Genomic DNA, 23,776 nt, shown 5'->3' on the forward strand with positions numbered 1-23,776 from the left:
GCTCGAAGCGAGCCGCAGTATCATCAGAAGCGAATTTTCATCCCAACAGACGCTGAAATATCAGAGGATACGGACGTGTCGCCACCGTTATCCCAGCTTTTGCCCACCTCGGTATAGGCCTGCACATCCGTGGTTACCGCCCATGTTGTACCGAGAGCCACTTCAGTTGCCTGGAAGCGCTGGTTGGCATTGATTTCCGTCGCACCGGCCTGGTTGGCCGTATTGCGATACGTCACGCTGTCCTGGCCGTCAGACAGTTCCTGCCAGTAGTTTGCGCGAACATAAGGCTTAACTTTGCCGTAGTCCGTGTCGTAATCGGCAGTCAGACGGACCCCAAGGCGGCCAATCACAGAACCGTCAGCGTCCACCGAAACTTTGGTTTTCGACCGATCGGCAAGTGTGACATCATCAAAATGACTGTACTGATAAATAAGTTGCGCCTGCGGTTCGAGCTGCCAGTTGCTATCGCCTAATTGCCACGGTTTTCCGACTTCAACCGACGCCACCACCGAGCTACCGTCCGGGCTGTAGGATTCATGATCGCTCATGTTCTTCAAATCGACAGAGTGATAACCGTACTGCAGGACGTTATCGACGTACAAACCGTCGGTGTCAGTCCAGGTGGCGTAACCCCCCAGGTATGAGGAGAAGGTCGAGTTGTACGCGGCCCCGCCGCTCATCCCGGTATCGCCATTGATCGAGCTGTCGATATCCATAAAGGTGGTATACAAACCTGCACGCCATTTATCGTTTTGCCACAGGTCCAACCCCATTTGCATCCCGTTGAAGTTGGAACTGCTTTGCGAGCCGGTAGGATCGTCGTGTTTTTGATCGACCGATTTGACGATGTAACGTGCCCAAAAACGGCTTTCCTGATCGGCCGCAACATCTGCACGCCAGGGTTGTTCATCGCCCACACGCTGGTGAAGTGTCCCAAGAACCGCTAAATCGGCCTGGCGGATAATCGCGGCCAGCGTATCGAAGCCCGGTACATCAGGACGATAACCGGCGCGTAAGAACCAGTCTTCACCCGCCCCTTGCGCGTTACCGGCAAACAGCTGGTATTGCCATGCGCCCGCGGTAAGCACGCCATCGCCAATGGTAAAGGCATCTTTGGTGGTCTGAGCGGTGGTGGTCGCCCCATTAACGGCTTCAACCACCATAATGCCGTCACCGGTGGTCGGTTCGCCGAGTTGGCTAACATCAATATTCAGGTTCGTCAGGCCAGTAGCACTGCCGCCATTTATCACCAGACGGTCGGCGACACCTGGGCTATGCTGCTGGGCAGCAATGTTCAACGTACCGTTCAGGCCGACGTAATCACCGTTGACCGTCAGGGTTGATCCGACATCGCCGCCACGCAAATTAATAGTGCCTTGGTTCACCAGGTTGGCGACCGACTGGCTGTAGCCACCGGTATCCAGTAACGCACCACGGCTCACAATATGGCTGGATGGCTGGCTAAAGCGATTCTCACCGGATGCCAGCAAGGTGCCTTTTTCCACGAGCGTAATTCCGCTCCAGCTATTGTTGCCATTGAGAATGGTGGTGCCGCTGCCCTGCTGCCAGACCTGGCCGCTGCCGGAAATGTTCCCGCTAAGCGACAAGGTATCGCTGCGGTTAATCGCAAGCGTCGCGTTATCGACAATATTCCCGCCAATGTTGCCCGCCGTACCCCCGTTCCCCAACTGCAATGTGCCTTTGCTGATAGTGGTTTGCCCGTTGAATGTGCTGTCTTGCGTGAGCGTTAATGTGCCATCGCCCAGCTTAGTGAAATCGCCATTGCCGGTAACCGCCGTTAACAGCGAAACCGCATGACCGTTGGTGTCAATTGCCCCACCGACGCCCGAAAGCGTCACCTGGCGGGCAGTATCAAACGCTGCGCCATAGCGCAACGTGCCGCCACTCACGCCAATACCGGTTCCCGCTGCACCGAGATTATTATCCGCAGAAACTTGCAGTACCCCGCCGTTAACCTGCGTGCCGCCCTGGTATTGGTTATTGCCGTTCAGAATCAAGGTGCCGAGATCGGCTTTATTAATTCCACCTTCACCGTCAATAACCGAGTTAATAGTGGCGGTATAACCCGCACTCGGTGCCGTACCATCACCGACGCGAATGATCGTATTGGCGGTATGGGTGGTGAGATTATTCCCGCCGATAACATAACCGTCAGTGGCAAACTGCGCGCCACTGATCGCCACTTCACCGAGGCTGGTGTCGATAGTGACATTACCGGCGCTACCGCCAAATACGGCAAAGGAACCATTGCTGAACGGTGTATTAAAGCGCCCTTCAGGATCGGTGACATCCGTGGTCCAGTTGTCATTGCCGCTGCTGTTTTGCCAGATACCGTTTCCGCCATCGATCTGGTCGTTATTTTTCAACGCCCCGCCCGTACCACCGAAACCGTCCCAGAAGCGCATGACATAACCACTGCGGTTGACGAGGTTCACCTGGCCTGCGATAGAGGTCTGAACGTAGAGATCGTCTGCCGCCGCAGGCGCGGTGCCAATATCGAGAATGTTGTTGGTTAACGCACCGGAATAATTAAAGACGCGATAGATCCCGACATCAAAATTGCCGCCCGGTGTCTGGGTGATATTCAGTTTGCCGTTAAGATTGAGGTCGCCATTAATATTGATAAGATCGTTAAGCGTGCCGCCGACGGTGTATGGCTGGCCAAACTGGAAATCGACTTGCGAATCCTGATTGAGGGTTAGCGCGCCCATCGTCAGCACACCCACACTTGACAGATCCTGCCCAGCCGCCAGGTGCCCGCCGTTGTCTATCACCACGCTGCCACCGAGTTGGCCCGCACCGCCAAGCGTTGCACCGCTATTCACAGTGGTTTGCCCGGTTGCCGCCACTTGATTACCGTTAATCAGTAACACGCCTTGCTGAGCATCGGTGGTTCCGGTCCAGGTGTTGGCGGCGGTGAGGTTTAGCGTTCCGCTTCCGGTTTTCACCAGATTTCCGTCACCGCTGATAATGCCGCTGATCGAGTCGTTGCGCCCTAAGGCGCCTTCAACCAGAGTTGCCGCACCCAGCATCACGTTACCTGCACCTGATAATGAACCTATCGAGGTCCCCGACAGCGCAGAACTGATATCCACCAGGCCGCCCACGAGGTTAGAAATCACCGCGCCTGCGCCCTGAGCGTTGTCAGCAAAGGTCACACGTCCGCTGTTATTGACCGTCGATGAACCCGCATCGGCACTGCCGTTGAGCGCAAGCAGGGAACTGGCATCAACCGACACATTCGTATTATCACCCTGGCTCGTATCGCTGAAAGTGGCATTACCGCCGTTAGTCAGATTGATCGTGCTTTGCCCGGCTCCGGCGTTGTCGTGGAACGCCAGTGATGCGTTGTCGACGGCAAAGGTGTGCGTTTCACCCGAAGCGGCGTTATTGAGGTTTAACAGTGCCAGAGAGCTTAACGAAACCAGGCTATCTGACGTACCAAATGCCCCAGTGGTATTAGCATTGACCGTCAGTTGCCCGGTACCATTTTTGCCGATAATCTTGGTGTCGCCCTGATAGGTATTCGCGGTGCCCAACTCAAGCACGCCATTATTGGTGCCCGTGGAGCTATCTTTAATAGTCAGAGGACCATCACCGCCAATCACGCCTGTTGGGGTAAAGGTATGGCCGAATACATCCAGCGCAGCGCCCGCAGCGCCATCGACAAAGAATAAGCGTGATGTCGTGAGATCGGCCCCCGCCTGGAAGGTGGCACCATTTTTCAACAACACTGAGTTACTGGTCGCACCAAGCGCGTTGTCGTTGGTGATATTCAGCGTGCCGTTCCAGACTTCCACGCCACCGGTAAACACATTATTGCCGGTTAAAATCAGGCGACCGGGATCGGTTTTCAGCAAACGGATATTGCCAGCGGACAGATCGTTCTGCACCAGGTTGACGTTGATAAGCGTCGTGATGTCGGCTCCCGTCGCACCATTCCCCACACGAATCGCAAAATAGCTGTTGGCATGAGTCGCCCCTTGCGCTTCGTAGCTGTTATCCGGCGGGAAATTACCCGGCGGGTTAGTCGCATCAAAGAACAGTTGCGAATCCGGGCGCGCAGGATCGGCATTCAGGATGTAGCCATTACTGGCGAACTGCATCCCGGAAGTGAGCACATCGCCAAACGCATTGCTCACGCGCACCACGTCGCCTAGCCCCTGGAATACGGCAAAAGCATCCTTCGCCCACGGCGCATTACCGACCCCATCGACTTGCGTCCAGTTGTTGCTGACGCCTGAAATCAGGCTGGTCCAGTAACCGAAGCCACCGTCAACCCGGCCATTGCCTGTCGTACCATCCCCGTGGTTGCCTGGGGTCACATCAAGGTCACCATCCCAGAACTGCAACTGATTTGTCGGGTCAATAAAGTTGAGCGCGAGGTTAACTTGCTTGTCGATGTTGGTCTGGATAGCGTAGTTATTGGCGTCGTTGGGTGGCAGCGACACGATATCCATGGTGTTGTCGGTGAGCGAACCGCCATAGTTAAACAGGCGATACACACCCGGCAGGAAGGCTCCACCTGCGGTCAGCGCCACATTGAGTGAACCATCAAGTATTAAGTTACCTTTCACATCCACCAGGTCATTGAGTGAGCCACCCGGTGTATAAACTTCTCCCAACTGGAACTGGCTGTTGGTGTCATTGGCAAGTGTCAGGTCGCCCTGAACGGTCAGCATCCCGGTGCCATTGCCACGGCTGTCATCACCCGGGCGCAATGTGGTCCCACTCTCGAAGAGAACATCACCGCCGAGGGTGCCATAACCGCCAAGCGTAGTGCCGCTCCTGACGGTGGTCAGCCCTGTGCCACTCTGCACACCGTTAATTAGCAAGGTACCCTGTTCAACAGTGGTGGTTCCTGCATAGCTGTTATTGCCACCGAGGCGAGTGACGCCGCTACCAATCTGGCGGAACGCACCACTTCCTGAAATAACACCATTGAGCGCCACTGCATCAGAGTGGTTAACCGTCAGGATGCCGTTATCAGTAATGTTGGTTTGCTCGGATAGTTTGCCGGTGGTATTACCATCGCCGAGAGTCAGCTCCGATCCTGCGCCTATCAAAGTATTCCCGGTGTAGGTGTTATCGCCGAGCAGAATAGTATTACCGCTATTGATGCGCTCCATGCCCCCCGTGCCACTGATAACACCGCTGTAGATTTGGTCAGCCGCACCATCGAATGACAGCAAGCTTGTCGCCCCCGAGGTGGCGACATTGTAATTATGGATGGTGGCCTCGCCCGCAGTCGGGGCGCTGTCGCCGCTACGCAGCGTGGCACCATTGTTGATAATGATGGTTTGTACGCCGGAGAGCGTTAAATTATCCACCACCCGTGCGTCAGTCGGATCGCCATCTAAAGTCAGCGTGCTCCAGCCCGACCCAATATTGGTGCCTTTTGCCAGGTCGTCCGCGCTAAAGGATCCCAATAATGCAGGTGTTGCTCCCTCATTCGTACTATTAAGAGTTAACGTATTATTGGTGCCGCCTTCACTGAGAATATGCGTCACGTTCGCCATCGACACGTTACCCAGCGTGGCGCGGTCATTGCCATCTGCACCTGTGAATGTCACTCCACCCGTGTAATCACCCGCCGTCCAGCTGAACTGGTCGTTACCACTACCCAGCGTTATTTCCCCACGGGTCGTTGCCCCCGGGCCATTTAACGACACCACGTCATTGCCGGTACCGGTCAGAATCGCTTGTGCGGTGGCATCTGCCGCCAGCAATGTACCGCTGTTAATGACGGTAGTATTTCCTGCGCCTGAGGCATTAATCACTGGCGCACCCGCTCCGAGGCTTGTGATCACGCCTGAGTTGGTAATCGTACGACTGCTACCGCTTAGACCATCGGTTGCCACAATCGCTGAACCCGCACCGGTGTCCATGTTGATAGTCGCAGCAGAACTCACATTGTTGGATGTTCTTGCCAGAATACCGACGCTCCCCGCCCCGTTGCCATTAATGGTGTAGCCGCTGCCGATTGTGAGAGAACCCGTAGTCACCGAACCATCGGCCTGCATAAATGCAAAGCCTTCACCATTGCCGGAAACATTCAGGGTGTTGTTCGTGCCCTCCGCGCTAAAGGTGACGGCAGTGCGAATCGCAGGGCCATCGGAGGCGTTAATCGTGACGTTGCTAAGATTGATGTTGGAGGTATCGGCGTTGTTATTAATCCCCGCGCCGCTGTCGGAAATGTCGATAACCGTATCCGAGGCGTTAAAGGAGGTGGCACCGGCATCCATTCTTACACCATCGGCTCCACCAGAGGCCGTAATCTGGTTGCCTGTACCGTTAACCGTTAAATTCGCGCCTGCTCCAATGAGCTGGACTGCCGCTAAACCGCCTGAGGCATTGACTGTGCCGAGGCGGTTAACCACCGCATTCGCTCCACCCACACGAACCCCGACGTTGCCGCTATTCGCGGCACCGCTGACGCTAATAATGCCGTTATTCGTCAGCACGCCATTATTTTGAATATCGACACCAATATTATTGGTGCCAGAAACATTCACCGGCGCACCGACCGTTGCGGTACCGTTGTCATGCAGAATGATCCCGGTACTGTTGGTGCCATTTAATGAAATGCCAGGGCCGCTTAGATTGAGCACCCCCGCATGAGCCACGTTGTAGCCAACAATGCCACTTTGTCCAGGGCTGCTGGTAATCGAGGCATTGGATGTCACGTCAGTCTGCACTTCATCGGAATCAATGGTGCCGTCGATATTGTAATTACGTCCGTCAATCAGGACTGCGGTGGTGTTGTTATGCTGCAGGACAATCCCGCCGTCACTAATATTGCCGACTGCCCCGCCAGTCACTTTTACACCAACCGCTTTTTCGCCATTGACGAATATCTGTGCGGTTCCGGTGGTGAGTGAGGTTTTAGTTCCGGTCGTTTCATCGACGCCATTGGCAATAATCCCGGTTCCATTGTTACCTGATACCGTCAGTTGATATCCCGCTGCAGCGCCGCTATTACCGGCAAAAGTCGCCCCGTGATCCACAGCAAACAAAATAGAATCGGCCTGGCCGTTATCATTGATATTCGCATTGCCGAGATTAATCTGCGCCTTATTACCCCAGGCGTAGTAACCCATCTGTTTGACGTTTTCGAAAGAAAGCGTCGAAGCTGAATCAATATCGATGCGCGCATCGCCACGCGCATGTACACCAATCGCCCCGGCAGATAACAAGCGAATGGTAGAGTTCAGGTTAACCTGGGCGTGTTGGGTGTTTAGCCCTTCCGCATAAACGGCATAGTTACGATAGGTGTAGGGTTGGCCATCGCTGCCACCGGTATCCCCCGCGGTCCCGACCGTAATCGCACTTCCTGTTGTGGTGGTAACTTCCGCCCCCGCATCTTGCGCCAGCACGTTGATGGCAATGTTGTTATCACCGTCCACCTTGATAAGGCCGCTGTGCGTCACGGTGCCGACATTGTCAACTGCGTTCAAACCATAGTTAGCAGCGGCTGAACCGTCAGTCAGTTTACCTAACACATTGATCGTGCCGGAGTTGGTCACCGCCCCTGACGCCCCTTCGATGGAGATCCCGGCGGCATTACGGGTATTTTCAGCAATGGTTATCGTACCGGTGTTGTTCACCGCGCCGGTGCTTTGGGTGCGAATCCCCGCCGACAGATCGCCACCGGTCATCGGAACCGGTGTTGGCGCGGTGGAATTTAAGACAGGATTGACGCCAAGGTAGATATTACCGGCATTATTGAATGTGGCGCTTTGATCAAGCCAGACGCCGTAACCGCCGGCTTTGCCGAACTGATTATTACTGTTGCCAGCCAGTGCGATGGTACCTGCTAACGTATTCGAAACCGTGGTGGTGCCTGACGCGCGAATGCCCACGGCACCGTTGGTGGTGGAGTCAGTAATCGCCGCATTGATATGACCGTTGTTGGTCAGCGTACTGTTACCGCTGCCCTGCATGCCTGTGCTGCCCGCATTAGAAACGTTCTGGTTGCTGCCATCCTTTTCAATAAACAGACCCGCGTTGAGCGTGCCATTGTTGATGGCCGTGGCGTCCGTCGTCAGCATACCAACAGAGTCTGGGCTACTGCCGCTGCTGCGCCAGGCGTTGATTGCCCCGTCGTTTGTGATGATGGCACCATTGTCCCCACGCATCACCGCCGATGCCCCGTCAACCGCCAGGCTCCCGTCGCTGGTAACCAAACCAGACGCATTCGCACCTGTGGCATATATAACGTTTAAATCCCCAGTTGAAACCGTGGCGTTGTTGTTGTGTACGCCTTTGTCATCCCAGACATGGTAGGTCAGGTTGATACTGGTATTTTCCTCTTGTGCCAACATGCCGCTAATAATCGCGTCGTAGGTGTTTTGCGCTTCAACAGACGAGTCAATCACCTCGCCATTGACTGTTGCACCCGCCGTCAGCCAGTACTGGATCTGCGGTTTACCAGCATAAGCCCCTTGGCCTGTCAGGAAATCATTAACATCTGCAATGTCAGTGGAAGAATGAATAACGAAGTCTTTATTCCCCAGTAGCAGAGCCTTATTTCCGACCTGCTCGTAGTGGGGCAGCGTGATGGTGAAATCGTATTTCGCACTTTGTGCTTCAAGATTTTGGGTATCAGATGACAGCACGATCGCCGGGAGGAAATGGATAAAGTTATCGGAACGCCATTCGGTACGGCTGGTCGCACTCCCGCTGCCGTCCGCTTTTGCCAGCACAGAATTTTTAGCCAACAGGTCAATGGTATTTGCAGCTGCCGCAATCGGCGCATTCGCATCGCTTGAACCCACATTGATATTGGCCTGCCCGCCGGTTGCCGCTACCGATGCGATACCGAAATTATTAAAGATACGAATCGAGTTTGGGTCGTAAACCGGCAACAACATGTCGCTGACTGCCGTGTCATCGGCAGCAATAAACGTCGAGGAATCATAAATGCTGATGACTTGATAACTGCCGTCAAGACCTGGCACTTCGACGTTCAGTTCCTGGCTTTCCTGAGGTCTGGCCGGAGAAGGCGAATACGTGTACTGATCAATGTTTGCAGCTGTTATTGGCATAGCAGCCCCGGTTGAATCCGTGGCTTCGATAGTGATGATGCGGTTTGGATCGGTCCCCGCCCCGGTTCCACCGGGGTCAGGAAGCGCATTCAGTACCGTGACCCCCGTACTGCTGCCGTTTGTCCCCGTGGCAATGTTGGGTATCGAGCCAGTAATATTCAGTTCAGTGCCTGGGGCGTAATGATTTGTCAGTGGCTGACTATCAATGGTAAACGCGTAACCCGTCTCTTTAACCGCATCGTAAACCGGTAGAAACAGGTAGTTGGGATAAGCCGCGCTCCACGTCACATCTACAGCGCTGGCTGTCGGGCCATAAACACCGGCAACAATCAGCGCAGTAGTTAATAATTTTCGGCCTCCACGCCCGGTCTTCGATCCTTTTTTCCCTGTTCGGGATGTTTCTGCAACGGCAATAAAACTGTTCGCCACATGGCTCCATACCAAACGATAAATATTATTCATAAGTCATCTCTGCAAGGCCGCATAAGGAAATAGCGCGTTGACACAAATAAACAACAAGAAACACTTGTCGAAACACTTTGAGTAACATTAGTACATGGTTGAGTTTTGAGAGGGCGGAGGAGTAGAAAAGTCTTATTTAACGGATGCTTTTATAAAATGTTCAGGTTCAGTGAAGAAACTCATGATGAGCTCTGTTTATTATTGCAACGGTATGGTGGTTACGTCTGCTCATCGCTCATAGCGGACCTTACTTCCGCGTCCGCTTCGTGCCAGAGCGGACGTTACATAACCGGTTCAGTGAAATGCGAATAAATTTTGCGTTAACTGTTATGGCCAGTGAATGATTCAGATGGCTTTCTCACTGGTCAGTCGTCATACCGTCTAATTCAGCTCGACTGTATGCCCGGTTTTATCCGTTAGACCGGATAACACCGCAAGTATCAGTGCAATGACAGACAATATAGCTCCTGCCCAATTTGGCGATTGCAGACCGAATCCCGCGGCAATCACTGCGCCACCCAACCAGGCTCCTACGGCATTACCGAGGTTGAAAAGACCGATATTTACCGCAGCGGCCAGCGTGGGGGCACCTGCTGCCCGTGCTTTATCCATCACCAGTTTCTGGATAGGAGAAACTGTCGCAAATCCAAACGCAGCCATCAGGAAAATGCAGAGAGCTGACATAACCTGGCTGTGCGCCGTAAAGTTAAATACCAGTAACACGACGGCCTGAGCAGCCAGTGTGATTTAGAGCATCGGCATAAGAGCGCGATCGGCATACCGGCCACCAAGCTGGTTTCCCGTAAACAATCCCAGTCCGAACAGCAGCATCAGCCACGCGAGGCTGCTTTCACTGTATCCTGCCAGGTCCGTCATCATTGGCGCAATGTAGGTAATTGATGTAAAAAATGCCCCCGGCCCGAAAACAGTAATGCCCATTGCCAGCAGCACGTTGACGTTTCTAAAGGCGTTAAACTCATGCGCAAATCTCTGGTTTTGTGCCCTTGGCTGGTGCGGGATGAGCATTCCGATGCTGATAACCGTAATGACCCCTATCACCGCTATGGCCATAAAGGCATCACGCCAGGAGAGGTGTTGACCTATCCAGGTACCTGCGGGTACGCCTATAAGGTTTGCGACGGTCAGCCCCATAAACATGAACGCAATGGCTCTTACGCGCTTAGAAGGTGCAACCATATCTGCTGCAATAATCGAACCCAGGCCAAAGAAAGCGCCGTGCGTCATCGAGGTAATAATTCTTCCCAGTATGGCAATGCCAAGTGTCGGGGCAAACGCCGTCACCAGGTTCCCGGCCACGAAGAGCAACATCAGGAAAACTAGCATGGCTTTACGCGGGACTTTTGAACCCAGAATAATCAGGGCCGGTGCGCCGACGAATACGCCCAGCGCATACGAGGTCGCCAGATAGCCGGCAACGGGAATGGTGACGTTAAAATCAACGGCAATGACGGGGAGCAGCCCGGCAATGATGAATTCAGTGGTTCCGATACCGAATGCACCAATCGCCAGCGCCCATAGAGCTAATGGCATAACAAATATCCTGTAAGTAACATGATGTTTTACGTTTTAACTGCTCTGGCATACGGGACGGTTTCAACCCGTAAGGCAATTAAAGCAGCGGGACAGTCAGGATATAAGTTTGCTAAAAGGCGACAAACAGCCTGGGTATCGCCTCAGTGACGACAAAATGTCTACCTAAGCGTACCGAAATAGCCTTCTCCGGCCTTATTCAGCAGTTCGTCAACGATTAGGCGAACTCTGGGTATGAGGTGCCTTGTTCGGGGCCAGATGACGTTCAACTCAACTGGGATGGGAGCATGATCTGCCATCACGGAGATTAGGTTACCCTTGACCAGATTCTATGGCCTGATATGAAGCGAAAATAACAATTAAATAGAACAAAATAAGCTGCTAAACGGCCAGGAAGCCTCCCAAGCAAATGTTAGCATTATGAACTCAGGAACTAGTGATGCGATTCCTCGTGAAAAACACCATGAACATGGAGAAACAATCCAGGCTAATAGCTAATCAACTTGAGTAACTTGTGTGCCGAAAAAGTTGTGGCATTTTTTGATTTGAGCTTACCAACAAAAGGAAGAGGGAATGTCGAATGCAAAACTCTGGAAAAACCATTACCACCCCTGCAAGCCTTATGTCACAAGGTTTTCCTATTTTTCTACATTGAAATTATGTGTGGGTACTGTGTTACCATGAGATAACTAATCTCGAAGTCATCGAATCTAAAAAAACTGACTGTAACAGGTCAGTTTTTTTATGTGTTTTTTCCAGGAACACTATTCAGTTAAAAGTTGATTCATTGCGGTTTCAAGCCATCGGAACGCTTGTTTTTGCCACCCCTTGAATGATTTACGTAGGTTATAGTAATGAAATGTAACTATACATAAATCATATTGTATACCCACATTATTATTGGTAGTTTGGTTAACAGGAAAAACACAGCATAAACAAAGGGATAATAATGAAAAAGGTACTCGGTATTGTCGGTTCACTGCTTCTTGTTTCAGGCTCTGCAATGGCTACCACAGCGCCTGACTGCGTCAAAGTGGACAAAGCGCAGATCGAAGGGTTGTTTGATAAATGGAACGATTCCTTGCAAACCGGCGATGCTAAAAAAGTAGCAAATAATTATCTGAGCGATGCCGTATTGCTGCCGACTGTTTCCAATAAAGTCCGCCTGACTGACGCCGAGCGAGTTGATTATTTCGAGCACTTCTTAGAGAAGAAGCCGTTTGGCAAAATTGACAGCCGTACTGTGCGACTGGGTTGTAATAAAGCGGTAGATGCCGGGACTTACACCTTCACCTTCGCTGATAAATCCAAAGTCTCAGCGCGTTATACCTTCACTTACGCGTGGGATGGTAAAGAGTGGAAAATCTCTACCCACCACTCTTCTGCGATGCCAGAAGCATAAAAACGGGTAGACAGTCCCGCCAGTATTTCAGTTGAAGCCTCCGCCATGCGGGGGCTTTTTCTTTGCGTGATCATTCAAAAAATAATGAAAGATGAAAGAATTTGCAGCAAAGAAAAGAAATAAAGCTCTAATAATCAAAAATGCTAACTCATTAATTTTCATATATATATGAGATGAAATTAAAGGAAGTGCAAATAAAAATATAATTTAATTTATTTGCTTACATTTAGACGTAACTGGCAGAACTATACTATAAATCTTATGACCGTTTGAATTGAGATATTCATTTCGCACATTTTTTACCCCCTAGGATTTACCTCATGAATAATAAATCATCGACACTATTGGGTGTTCTGGCTGGTGTAATTCTGCTGTCGACTTTTTCTATCAGCAATGCCAATGCCACTCAACAAGGCCAGCAACGACGCGAAGCGCGCGACACTCGCCAGGATACTCGTGAGGACTCTCGCCACGAGAAGCGTGAATGCGTTACAAGTGATGATAAAAGCAATCACGATTGCCGCCAGGACAAACGTCAGAATAAACAGAATGGCCGTGAAGAAGCTCGCGATATTAAATATTAAACAGATCGTTATCTATTCAGAATAGAATATTTGTTAGGCGCATAACATTGTGTATCTTTATGTCCAGGAGGACTCTTTTTTTGAAAAAATATATCCCAGACTTGTTACTTTTAACCTTCGCGTTTTCAGGCAATGTATTTGCTATTGATAAAACATCTGGCGGTGCATTAGCCGGTGCTGCAATTGGTGCAGCAACAGGCAAAGACGTGAAAAGTACGGTAGGTGGTGCAGTTATCGGTGGTGGTACCGGAGCCATGTTTAAACACGGAAAAACAGGTAAGGCCGCTCGAACTGGTGGTGCAATTGGTGCCGCAGTGGGGGGTGTTGGTGCAGCGGCAACCGGCAACAGCGTGCTAAAAGGTGCCGCAGTTGGTGCCGGCGGTGGCGCTCTGATTGGTGAAGCGACGCATTAATCCACTGTTTGTCTAAGAGAATATTCAAAAATCCCGGCATCGTTAGATGCCGGGATTTTTAGTTTCTGGCCTTTGTAGAAAGTTTACTTTCTACCGGCCATGTCAGGAATAATCAGATCCCCACGCAGCACGTTCGAACCCAGTGCACTTTTGGTTTTCTCGGTCAGCCACGCAACAATTCTTGCCGCCATCGCATCCATGGAATACTCAATGGCCGGAATAGTCGGAATGCCTGGCAAATGCAGTGACCCCGCGAGGCTAAACACCATAATGTCTTTCGGCACGGATTTATTAAACGCCTGCAACTGCGGAATAATGCGCTGCGCTTCTTGCTCGTCGGCCACCAGTAACGCGTTGAAATTCAGCGTGGTGCTGTTATTGAGCAGCACTTGCAGCGCAACCGACGAAGAGGTTGAGTCCATAAAAATCAGGTTACGATTAAACGGCAGGAAATTGTTTTCCAGCGCACGTTTGTAACCCAGCAGGATTTGGTCAACGGAACCGCATGAGTCAGGGTTAATCACGGCAATCTGCCTTCTCCCCTGTTTAATCAGGTAATTACAGGCAGTTTCCGCAGCAAATGCGTGATCAAACTGAATGCTGTTGCTGGAGTCGACATCCACACAATCCACCAGAATGACATTCTCATGGCTGATATTGAGCGGGAAACGGGCACCGATAACCAGCACGTCATCGCACAGGCCGCAGGTCAGCTCATCAAGCGCGTGCAACACCTCGGTTTTGCTATTGGCAAAACGCAGCAACAGGTGTTTTTGATGCTGGCTAAGGTGTTTCTCCAGCGCGTACAGGTAACCCGTGGTCTGGTTAATATTGTCCTGCGCACAAATCACGCCAATACAGCCCGTTGACTGGCTAAGTAAGGATTGCGCGATAACATTCGGCCGGTAATGCAACTCTTCCACCGCTTTAAGCACAGCCAGACGGCTTGCTTCTTTCACCCCACGAGATCCACTCAATACCCGAGATACTGTGGCTTTAGACACCCCAGCTAAACGCGATACATCATTGATTGTAGACATCATTTTCCTTTATCAGGCTCTGGCTTATGCCTGTCATCCTAAATACAGCCCTGGCTCACATTCTAACCAGTTTTAAGTATAGTCGTTTCGGTTTTCTATGGAAACCGATTTTCCGCATGATGTCCAAACCGCATCTCAACCAGATAATTTTGTGATGACGATCCAATAAGCAAAGCCTATAAACGCTGGATGTTGATGAGTATCACAGATCGGTTGGCTGCGGATGGAAAACGGTTTCCATAAAGTATCAAATCATTTCCGCAATACTTTATTTACATTTTGAGGATGAGTGTTAATGGTCAAGATCATGTTGTGTTGTTCTGCCGGAATGTCCACCAGCCTGCTGGTCAGAAAGATGCTGAGTGTAGCGGAAGAGCGAGGAATGCCTGTTGAAATAGAGGCTTACGGTGTCGCTGAATTTGACGTGCAGTTTCCGCGCTACCAGGTGGTGCTGCTCGGGCCGCAAGTGAAATATATGTTAAGTACGCTTTCAGAAAAGACTGCCTCTCACGGCATTCCCGTTCAAGCCATCGATATGATGGATTACGGCATGCAACGTGGCGATAAGGTGTTGGATTATGCTCTGTCGCTTATCGAAGCGGCTCACTAAAAGGGTGTTCATATGAGTTCGCTATATCAATCTATGGTGACGGTGATTGAGCAATCTATCACCCCGCTGGCGGGTCGTCTGGGGCAACAAAAGTACGTTATCGCCATTCGTGATGGGTTCACCGCGGCCCTGCCGTTTATGATCATCGGCTCCTTTATGCTGGTGTTTATATTCCCGCCTTTCTCGGCCGATACCACCCTTGGCTTTGCCCGCGCATGGCTGGATTTTTCACAGACTTACCGTGAACAACTGATGTTGCCGTTTAACCTGAGTATGGGCGTGATGACGTTCTTCATCTCTGTCGGTATTGGCGCAAGTCTGGGGCGGCAGTTTAATCTCGACCCGGTGATGTCCGGTTTGCTGGCCTTTATGGCGTTTTTGCTGGTTGCTGCACCGTACGCTGATGGCAAAATCTCGACTCAGTACCTTTCAGGCCAGGGTATTTTCACCGCGCTGATTACGTCGATTTACTCCACGCGTATTTACGCCTGGCTTAAAGAGCACAAAGTCACGATTCGTCTGCCAAAAGAAGTGCCAACAGGCGTTGCGCGTTCATTTGAAATTCTGATCCCGGTGGTGGTGATTATTGGCACGCTGCACCCGCTGAATTTATTCATCGAAGCGCAAACGGGCATGATTATGCCGCAAGCGATTATGCACCTACTGGAACCGCTGGTTTCCGCATCGGATTCCCTGCCCGCTATTTTGTTGTCTGTGTTGCTGTGCCAGATTTTCTGGTTCTCAGGTATTCATGGCTCGCTGATTGTTACCGGCATCATGAGTCCATTCTGGATGACAAACCTTGCGGCAAACCAGACTGCGCTTGCTGCTGGTGCTGCATTACCACACATTTACCTGCAAGGTTTCTGGGACCACTATTTATTGATTGGCGGCGTCGGCTCCACTCTGCCATTGGCGTTCTTATTACTGCGTAGTAAAGCCACGCACTTACGCACCATTGGTAAAATGGGCATCGTGCCAAGCTTCTTTAATATCAACGAACCGATTCTGTTCGGTGCGCCCATTATCATGAACCCGTTGTTATTCATTCCTTTTGTTTGCGTACCGATGGTCAACGCCGTTCTGGCTTATACCGCCACAAAACTGGGTTGGCTGGCGCAAGTCGTTTCCCTGACGCCGTGGACGACACCCGCTCCGATTGGCGCTTCATGGGCAACAAACTGGGCCTTTAGTCCGGTGGTGATGTGCTTGATTTGCATGGTCGTTTCCACCTTGATTTATCTGCCATTCCTGCGTGCTTATGAGCGTTCATTGCAGAAAACATCCGTGGAAAACGAAGCGCGTTCACCTTTAACAGAAACGGCTATCAGCAATTAATAATCGCCGTCTAATAAATCTGGGAAAAATGATGATCGAACTAGAAGAAGCCGTCATGGAAATTATTATGAATGCCGGGCAATCACGCAGCCTGTGTTTTGAGGCACTGCATTCTGCGCGACAGGGAAATATTGAAGAAGCCAAACTGCTATTACATGAAGCTGATGGTTACGCCCGTGAAGCCCATAAGATGCAAACTAAATTGATTGAACAAGATGCCGGTGAAGCTAAGCAACCCATGACATTAATTATGGTGCACGCGCAAGACCATTTAATGACATCCATGCTGGCACGCGAACTTTCGAACGAAATTATTCATCTTTATCAACGCTAAGTATTACGTGAAAACAAAAACTATTTAACCTCTGGCACGGAGAAATAATTACGTAAATAATTTTAATTAAGTCCAATCCGATGAAAGTATAAAAATATAAATATGCTTTGGCCATAGAGTCGCTTCTATTAACCCACAGCAGGATATTTATTGTCTGAAAAATAAATTACTAAATTGAGATTATAATGAAATTAATTAAACAGCTTCCATTAACAATGGCGGTCATCGCCGCGCTTTGCCCAATTTCTGTACTCGCACAAGAACCAATGACTCAAGAACAGATCGATCAAATAGTGGCGAAAGCAGTCGACAAAGCACTGGCCGACCGTGATGCGAAAATAGAAGCGGCACGACTCAATAGAACCGATACCCTGGTTACGCCGCAAGTTCCCACCACGCCAGATAAGGCTGTTCCGTTGGGGCTTAAATTTACCGGTTATGCGCGTTACGGTGCGCATTTCCAGGCAGGCGATCAAAAATACATTGGCGTTGAAGGTTCCTATAACGGCTCCTCCGCAATTGGTCGTTTAGGTAACGAAGGCAATGGCGGCGAATTCCAGCTCACCAAAATCATAAAAGCCGATAACGGAGCCATCTGGGACATCGGCGTGATGATTGACCACTGGGGTGATGAAGTTAACCTGAAAAAAGCCTACGCGGGAGTCACAAATCTTTTTGAAGCACAACCAAATGCCTATTTCTGGGCGGGTCGTGACTTCCATCAGCGCCCACAACAAGGCATCAACGACTACTTCTGGATGAACCACGACGGACAAGGTGCAGGGGTGAAAAGCCTCGATCTCGGCTTTGCTCAACTGGACATGGCGGCCGTTGCTTCGGTGGAGCAGTGTAATCCTGAAATGATTGAAGATGGCGGCAACCCGTCACGTATCTCTTGTACTGGTGGCTCCGGCACTGGCGATAAAGGTAACTACGCGGCAACGTCAAAACTGCATGGCATCAAATTCGGCCCAATCGATTTCGAGCTGTATGCCAACTATGGTTTTGACTCCAAAGCCATTGATAGCGACGAACGTTCCAAAGCCTGGCAAGCCGCGGTGGTGTTAAGCCACACCGGTGAAAATAGCCTGAACAAAATTATTGCCCGTTATTCTGACCACTCGGATAACAGCGTTTATAACAAAACCAATGGCCTGCACACCGTGTATACCAGCTTCGAAGGGAACTATAAGTTCACTCAGCAAGCGCAGGTGGAATATCTGTTGGCCTTCCACGATTACGATAATGACGAGCAAACGCTCGATAACCGCCGCAACTACGGTGCCATCGTTCGCCCGATGTACTTCTGGAACGACATCCATTCAACGTGGCTTGAAGCGGGTTATCAGCGCGTAGATTACGAGAATGATGGTGATAACAAAGGCTGGAAACTGACGCTGTCGCAGAACATTTCTATCGCGATGGGGCCTGAGTTCCGCCCAATGCTGCGCTTCTACGTTACCGGCGGCCAGGTGGAGAACAACCACACCACGCGTGTCGCAGGGCAGGATAATACGCAGCTTGATTCGTTCAACGTAGGCGCTATGTGGGAAGCCTGGTGGTAAATTCAAGCTGCGTCTGCGGTGGGGACGTTCCTCACCGCATCGCGTCATAAATTGCTTTTTGAATTTCCAATGTGCGTTTTTCTTCTGCTTGGGCGTTTTTATTTTGTTGCTGCGCACTCAGCCGTAGTTTCGCGCGATCCAACTCTTCTTTCTGGCGTTTAATGGCTTCAGGTGCACTGCAAAAAGTGACCAAAAACTGTTTCCGTAGTGAAGTCAGGCTTTGCCCGTCGTGCATCGCCTGACTCATGGTTCTGATCATGCGCCGGCATGGCCGGTCTTCATCCATCTGCGATCGGTACTGCAGCAAAGTATTGAGCGCGTCGCGGTAATCACCCGCTAATGCAGATTCGGTGAAATAGACTTTCCAGTTCATCCCCCCTTGCATAAATAGCCGCACGACAGCGGTATCGCCGCGTTCGATTGCCGAGCGTAAGTTGCCTTCATCCCATGTGATTCCGATATCTGCCAGCTTTTCACGCGCGCTTTCGGTTTCCGGGAGAGAATCAATCATTGTGATTTTGACTGGCGTATTTTTCGCAACGGCAGGTTTATTGGTGAAATCACTCAGAAAGTACATACCAAAGATGGCGGCGCCAATCACTGCCACTCCCGCTATGCACCACATCAGCATCAATAACGTTTCGCCAGAGTCCTGCTTTCTTTTGGTATTACGCAACTCAGGCCGTTCGATAGCATCGCGCACCTCTTCGGTATCGCGTCCGGTTGCCTGATATTTTTTCTGCGCCTGCATGAGCCAGGCCTGTAATTGTGAATCATCGGCAGCCAGAAACATCGCCGGGTTGACCTTCGTTCGTCCCTCATCGAATGCGCGCTGAATGGCATCGCTACTTTCTTGATAGTAACTATCGAGCAAGGTGAGTTGTACGGAAGTGAGGTGCTGCTGTTGAACCAGATCATTGCGAATTTCACGCACATCATTGAGAAAAGTTTGCAGTGTTTTGCGCTGATCAATCAGTAAGCTTAGTTTCAAAGAGTGCTGGAATAGCCCGGCGTAATGGTTCGCATACTCTTTTTTATCGACCACCATCAAGGCCAACTCGCTAAAGCGCATCCCACTTAGCACATCGCCACGTTCGCCATTTTTCAACCAACGACGGACACAATCAGCACCAAACTGCGTTTTCAGCTTATGCACCAACTGTGATTGGCTGGCATAGCTTTGATCAACCAGACCTTTAAGCATCAGCTCCAGCGCACGCATCTGGCGTGTCGATTTATATTGCTGAGTATTATCATGATTTTCGATTTCGGTGGAGTAGCCAAGCAAAGGCTGCTTTGCACGCACCAGCTCGAGATAACTCACAAAGCGTAATGCCGCGATTAGCTGGTTATGGCTAACTTCCTGGCCGCTTTCATACTGCGGAACCAGTTGCTGTAGATGACGTAGCAACAGCGTGAAATGTGAAATCTCAGCATCATTAAGATTTAATCTTTTTGCCACTGCCATCCAACTTCCCAGCGCCAGACGGGCTTGCTCAAGCTGTTGAAAAAACCATTGCGGATCTTTGCCTTCACTGGCTTTGATGGTGAGAAGTGGCAGGATTTGCAATGACGCCTGGCGAATCACACTCAGGCAAGTCTCGAACTTTTCCCGCATCAGCAACTGTGCAGCGCTGGTCATGATTTTCCTTTCAATTAAAAACGCATGTACGCCTGGCATGGGTACATAACGCCATGAGGCGCAATTTTATCTCAGATAGGTAACAGTCTATGGCTTTAAAAGAGTAGGAAAATTAACCATTTTCAAAAACATGCCCGATGATCTCGCCCATATTACGCAGCGCGGTTTCAGTCTCGGCATTGAACGGCAATGCATAATTCAGCCGCATACAGTTGCGATATTTCCCGGAAGCCGACAGCAACGACCCCACCGCAATACGGATATTGTGCTGACGCAGCGTTTCGCTGATTGGCACGATATCAATACGTTCCGGCAGCTCAATCCACATCAGGAAACCGCCCTGTGGCCGAGAAACACAGATCCCACATGGGAAATAGTGGCGCACCCAGCAGGTGAATACATCCAGGTTGCGTTGATAGTGCTGGCGCATGCGCCGCAGGTGGCGATGGTAATGGCCGTTACGCACAAATTCCGCGACCGCCATTTGGGTAAAAGTGGTACTGCTACCGGTCACGATGTACTTCATATGCATGGCGCGGTCGAAATAGCGCCCCGGCACAATCCAGCCCACGCGCAGTCCCGGTGCCAGCGTTTTTGAAAATGAGCTGCACAACAGCACCCGCCCATCAACATCCAGCGATTTAATCGTCATCGGGCGTGGGTATTCATACGCCAGTTCGCCGTAAACATCGTCTTCAATAATCGCGATATCAAAACGTTGCGCGAGATTCAGCACCGCTTTTTTTCGCGCATCTGGCATGATAAAACCGAGCGGGTTATTACAGGTTGGAACCAGAATCACCGCTTTAATCGCCCACTGTTCCAACGCTAACTCAAGCGCTTCCACACTGATGCCCGTTTCGGAATCCGTTGGTATTTCAACCACTTTAATGCCGAATGCGCGCAGCATTTGCATGGTGCCATGGAAGCATGGCGATTCAACCGCCACAATGTCTCCTGCCTCGCACACAGCACGAATCGCAATCGACAGCGCTTCATGGCAACCGGTGGTCACCACAATATCGTCTGGTGTGACGACACAGCCGCTGTCGAGCATCAAGCGTGCAATTTGTGCGCGCAGCACCTGCTTACCGTTAATGCAGTCATAACCCAAGATTTCGGGCTCCTGATGCTGCACAATGCGGCTCATTTCACGCCACAGCGGTTTAATCGTCGCCTGGGTCACATCGGGAAAACCACTGCCAAAAGCGATACTTCCGGCATCTTCTCTTCCGGTTAATTGCTCAAGCACCGCATCCCATTGGGTAATTTCTACCGGGCGCTGCGCCGGGCGTGTCAGCGCAGGCACCGGAGGCTGAGATTTTTGCGGTGTCACGAAGTAACCAGAGCGCGGCTGCGGGGAGATGAGCTGGCGGTCTTCAAGAATATGATAGGCCTGCTGTACGGTGCTGATACTGACGCCGTGTTCGCTACTCAGGTTGCGCACCGAAGGCAGGCGTTCACCACTGCGATACAAGCCTTGTTCAATGCGTTCTGCCAGCAAAGTGGCAAGATGTTGGTAACGCGTCATGCTGTATCCTCTTATTTCACCATACAGACAGAAAAAGCAGTACAGAGTTATGGAAAAACCACCATTCAGATCTTGTTTTAGCGTGTCTGTATGTTAAATAAAAGTTATATTTGCGTCTGCCAGCAATCTGTATGGCGGCGCATGATTGTTCCCATCAACACGATGAGGAGCAACACCATGGGCTTTGAAGAGAACCGTCCGCACAAACCGTTTTATGGCTTTGTGATGATTTACCGTTATTTGCGCCAGAGATGGTTAAACCGCCAGACAGCACGCACGTTGCAAAGATTGAACAAGGAACAATTACGAGATATTGGGCTGACATGTGATGATTTATCCCGCTGGAAGTAACCCTTAATAACGGCGCATAACTATGGCGCCGTTATTTTTGATATGTAATGTTTATGTGTACCCACACATAAGAGCGATCAATATGCTTTCACTCTCCACGCCACGACTAAATTTAACCCAAATTACCGAGCAAGAATGGCCGTTCTTTTTGCGCCTACAGCAAGATCCAGACGTGATGCGCTATGTTTCCGATGAACGACGAGAAGCTGAGGTTCGCCAGATTTTTAATTCACGCCTTGTTCGCAGGGAAACGCATAGTCGACACTGGCTTTGCCTGTTCATGCGCGACAGACATAACGGCACGCCTATTGGCTTTACTGGGTTTGTGCGTGGTGATGAGGACATGGCAGAAGTGGGCTTTATTCTCGATCCGGAGTTTCATGCGCAAGGTTACGGTTATGAATCGCTTCATGCCGTGTGCAAATTTGCCTTTGAGAAATGTGCGATCCGAAAACTAACAGCAACAGTAACGGTCGGGAATATCGGTTCGAAAAAGGTTCTGGAGAAAGCCGGTTTTCAGTCCGAAGGGATACTGCGAAAAAACTATTTTCTTGCGGGAACCTGGCAGGATGACTGGATATTTGGTTTGTTACGCAGCGAGTTCAGATAAAACACGGGCCGCACAACGGCGGCCCATACAGCGTGAATTCTTAGTTATACATCTCGGCAACACCAAACACTTTGTTATCGCCACCAGCAGAAATGATGCGGATTGATTTCGCGCCAGCCTGCTCAGCTTTTGCTTGCAGTTGTGCCTGTAGGCTATCGATATTCGCAGCACCGCTCACCGAAACTGTACCGATTTTCTGGCTTTCAACAGATTGAGTGGTTGCAGCAAAACTTGAGAATGAAGCAGCCAGAGTCATAACTACGGCAAAATATTTGATGCTTTTCATGATGTATATCCTTGAGCTTGTTTAAGTTAGAAAGCTTGTTCGCTTTCGATGTGATAAGAATAATGCCGTATCACAAATGGTGATAGTGGAATGATTCGCTCATATCATTCAGTATTTTTGACCAATATTTAACAGGCGAGAGTGAGATGAACTTCACCCTCGCAAATGCCCTTTCTTATAAGAACATCCCACCGGAAACTTCAATACGCTGCGCATTCATCCAGCGGCTTTCATCACTGAGCAGCACAGCAATTGCATCACCAATATCATCCGGCTGCCCGACACGCCCTAATGCGGTTTGTGCAGCAATAGCATTCGCTACCTGTTCGTTGTCACGCACTACGCCACCACCGAAATCAGTCGCAATTGCACCCGGCGCGATAATGTTCACCGAGATCCCACGCGCACCCAACTCTTTGGCCTGGTACTTCGTCAGCACTTCCATCGCCCCTTTCATTGCGGCATAAGCAGCTTTCCCTGGCAGCGCAAAACGCGTCAGGCCAGTCGAGACATTCAGGATACGGCCACCGTTTTTAATCAACGGCAGCAAGTGCTGAGTCAGGAAGAATGGTCCTTTCAGATGGATGTTCATTAAATCATCAAACTGCTCTTCTGTTGTTTTTTCGAACAGTGCATCAAGACCTGTTCCAGCATTGTTCAGTAAATAATCAAACGAATCGCGCTGCCATACATCATGTAGCTGCTGTTTCACTTCTTTCGCAAAGGCCGAGAACCCTGCACTTTCGGCGACATTCAATTGAATTGCCACAGCTTTTACGCCAATTAGCTCAATTTCGCGAACAACATTTAGCGCCTCTTCCTGCTTGCTGTTGTAGGTCAGAATAATATTCACGCCACGCGCTGCCAGTTTCAATGCTGCGTTTTTACCTAATCCACGGCTGCCGCCGGTCACTAATGCGATTGTTTGACTCATGATTTGCCTCGTTGATGACTGTTCGGTGATTGAGATAGAGCTTATTAGATGCTAC

The 23,776-nt window shown here is 50.6% G+C and carries 15 protein-coding genes and 1 pseudogene; 9 read left to right on the forward strand and 7 right to left on the reverse strand.

Features of this window, described 5'->3' with window-relative positions:
• Nucleotides 1-23 precede the first annotated feature (23 nt).
• A complete protein-coding gene (locus tag EDF88_RS16575) occupies nucleotides 24-9,530 on the reverse strand; it encodes an autotransporter-associated beta strand repeat-containing protein (RefSeq protein ID WP_134185904.1) in 9,507 nt (3,168 codons plus the stop codon).
• Nucleotides 9,531-9,911: 381 nt separating this feature from the next.
• A pseudogene (locus EDF88_RS16580) lies at nucleotides 9,912-11,081 on the reverse strand (MFS transporter).
• 949 nt (nucleotides 11,082-12,030) lie between these two features.
• Between EDF88_RS16580 and EDF88_RS16590 the strand changes: the two are divergent.
• From EDF88_RS16590 to EDF88_RS16600, 3 genes are all read left to right on the forward strand, one after another.
• A complete protein-coding gene (locus EDF88_RS16590) occupies nucleotides 12,031-12,483 on the forward strand; it encodes an SgcJ/EcaC family oxidoreductase (RefSeq protein ID WP_034460571.1) in 453 nt (150 codons plus the stop codon).
• A gap of 320 nt (nucleotides 12,484-12,803) precedes the next feature.
• A complete protein-coding gene (locus EDF88_RS16595; RefSeq protein WP_064514700.1) occupies nucleotides 12,804-13,067 on the forward strand; it encodes a hypothetical protein in 264 nt (87 codons plus the stop codon).
• An 80-nt stretch (nucleotides 13,068-13,147) separates the two neighbouring features.
• Entirely contained in the window at nucleotides 13,148-13,480 is a 333-nt protein-coding gene (locus tag EDF88_RS16600; protein WP_134185906.1) for a glycine zipper family protein, read from the forward strand.
• A gap of 83 nt (nucleotides 13,481-13,563) precedes the next feature.
• Here EDF88_RS16600 and EDF88_RS16605 read toward each other — a convergent pair whose 3' ends face one another.
• Nucleotides 13,564-14,520, reverse strand: a complete 957-nt coding sequence (locus EDF88_RS16605; RefSeq protein ID WP_134185908.1) for a LacI family DNA-binding transcriptional regulator — start codon at nucleotides 14,518-14,520, stop codon at nucleotides 13,564-13,566.
• Between the two features lie 295 nt (nucleotides 14,521-14,815).
• Between EDF88_RS16605 and EDF88_RS16610 the strand changes: the two genes are divergently transcribed.
• From EDF88_RS16610 to EDF88_RS16625, 4 genes are all read left to right on the forward strand, one after another.
• A complete protein-coding gene (locus EDF88_RS16610; protein ID WP_064514706.1) occupies nucleotides 14,816-15,130 on the forward strand; it encodes a PTS sugar transporter subunit IIB in 315 nt (104 codons plus the stop codon).
• Between the two features lie 12 nt (nucleotides 15,131-15,142).
• Nucleotides 15,143-16,468 (forward strand): PTS sugar transporter subunit IIC, encoded by a 1,326-nt coding sequence (locus EDF88_RS16615; RefSeq protein WP_064514709.1) that lies wholly within the window; start codon nucleotides 15,143-15,145, stop codon nucleotides 16,466-16,468.
• Between the two features lie 31 nt (nucleotides 16,469-16,499).
• Nucleotides 16,500-16,802 (forward strand): PTS lactose/cellobiose transporter subunit IIA, encoded by a 303-nt coding sequence (locus EDF88_RS16620; RefSeq protein ID WP_151993846.1) that lies wholly within the window; start codon nucleotides 16,500-16,502, stop codon nucleotides 16,800-16,802.
• A 185-nt stretch (nucleotides 16,803-16,987) separates the two neighbouring features.
• The gene (locus EDF88_RS16625; protein ID WP_134185910.1) at nucleotides 16,988-18,367 is read left to right on the forward strand and encodes a carbohydrate porin; all 1,380 of its coding nucleotides are present in this window, start codon (nucleotides 16,988-16,990) and stop codon (nucleotides 18,365-18,367) included.
• A 31-nt stretch (nucleotides 18,368-18,398) separates the two neighbouring features.
• Here EDF88_RS16625 and EDF88_RS16630 read toward each other — a convergent pair whose 3' ends face one another.
• Nucleotides 18,399-20,009 carry an STY4199 family HEPN domain-containing protein gene (locus tag EDF88_RS16630; protein WP_134185912.1) on the reverse strand — a complete coding sequence of 537 codons (1,611 nt, stop codon included), beginning with the start codon at nucleotides 20,007-20,009 and terminating at the stop codon, nucleotides 18,399-18,401.
• 112 nt (nucleotides 20,010-20,121) lie between these two features.
• Entirely contained in the window at nucleotides 20,122-21,540 is a 1,419-nt protein-coding gene (locus tag EDF88_RS16635) for a PLP-dependent aminotransferase family protein (RefSeq protein ID WP_134185914.1), read from the reverse strand.
• 177 nt (nucleotides 21,541-21,717) lie between these two features.
• Here EDF88_RS16635 and EDF88_RS16640 point away from each other — a divergent pair, with 177 nt between their 5' ends.
• Entirely contained in the window at nucleotides 21,718-21,891 is a 174-nt protein-coding gene (locus EDF88_RS16640; protein WP_074392015.1) for a DUF1127 domain-containing protein, read from the forward strand.
• 82 nt (nucleotides 21,892-21,973) lie between these two features.
• Nucleotides 21,974-22,501, forward strand: coding sequence for a GNAT family protein (locus EDF88_RS16645; RefSeq protein ID WP_134185916.1), 528 nt, complete (start codon nucleotides 21,974-21,976; stop codon nucleotides 22,499-22,501).
• A 40-nt stretch (nucleotides 22,502-22,541) separates the two neighbouring features.
• Here EDF88_RS16645 and EDF88_RS16650 read toward each other — a convergent pair whose 3' ends face one another.
• Both EDF88_RS16650 and EDF88_RS16655 read right to left on the reverse strand, forming a co-directional pair.
• Nucleotides 22,542-22,787, reverse strand: coding sequence for a DUF1471 domain-containing protein (locus EDF88_RS16650; protein WP_064514721.1), 246 nt, complete (start codon nucleotides 22,785-22,787; stop codon nucleotides 22,542-22,544).
• 175 nt (nucleotides 22,788-22,962) lie between these two features.
• Complete coding sequence (locus EDF88_RS16655; RefSeq protein WP_134185918.1) at nucleotides 22,963-23,721, reverse strand: SDR family oxidoreductase; 759 nt, start codon at nucleotides 23,719-23,721, stop codon at nucleotides 22,963-22,965.
• Nucleotides 23,722-23,776 lie beyond the last annotated feature (55 nt).

The sequence above is a fragment of the Buttiauxella sp. BIGb0552 genome (genome assembly GCF_004366275.1).
Classification (GTDB): Bacteria; Pseudomonadota; Gammaproteobacteria; order Enterobacterales; family Enterobacteriaceae; genus Buttiauxella; species Buttiauxella gaviniae.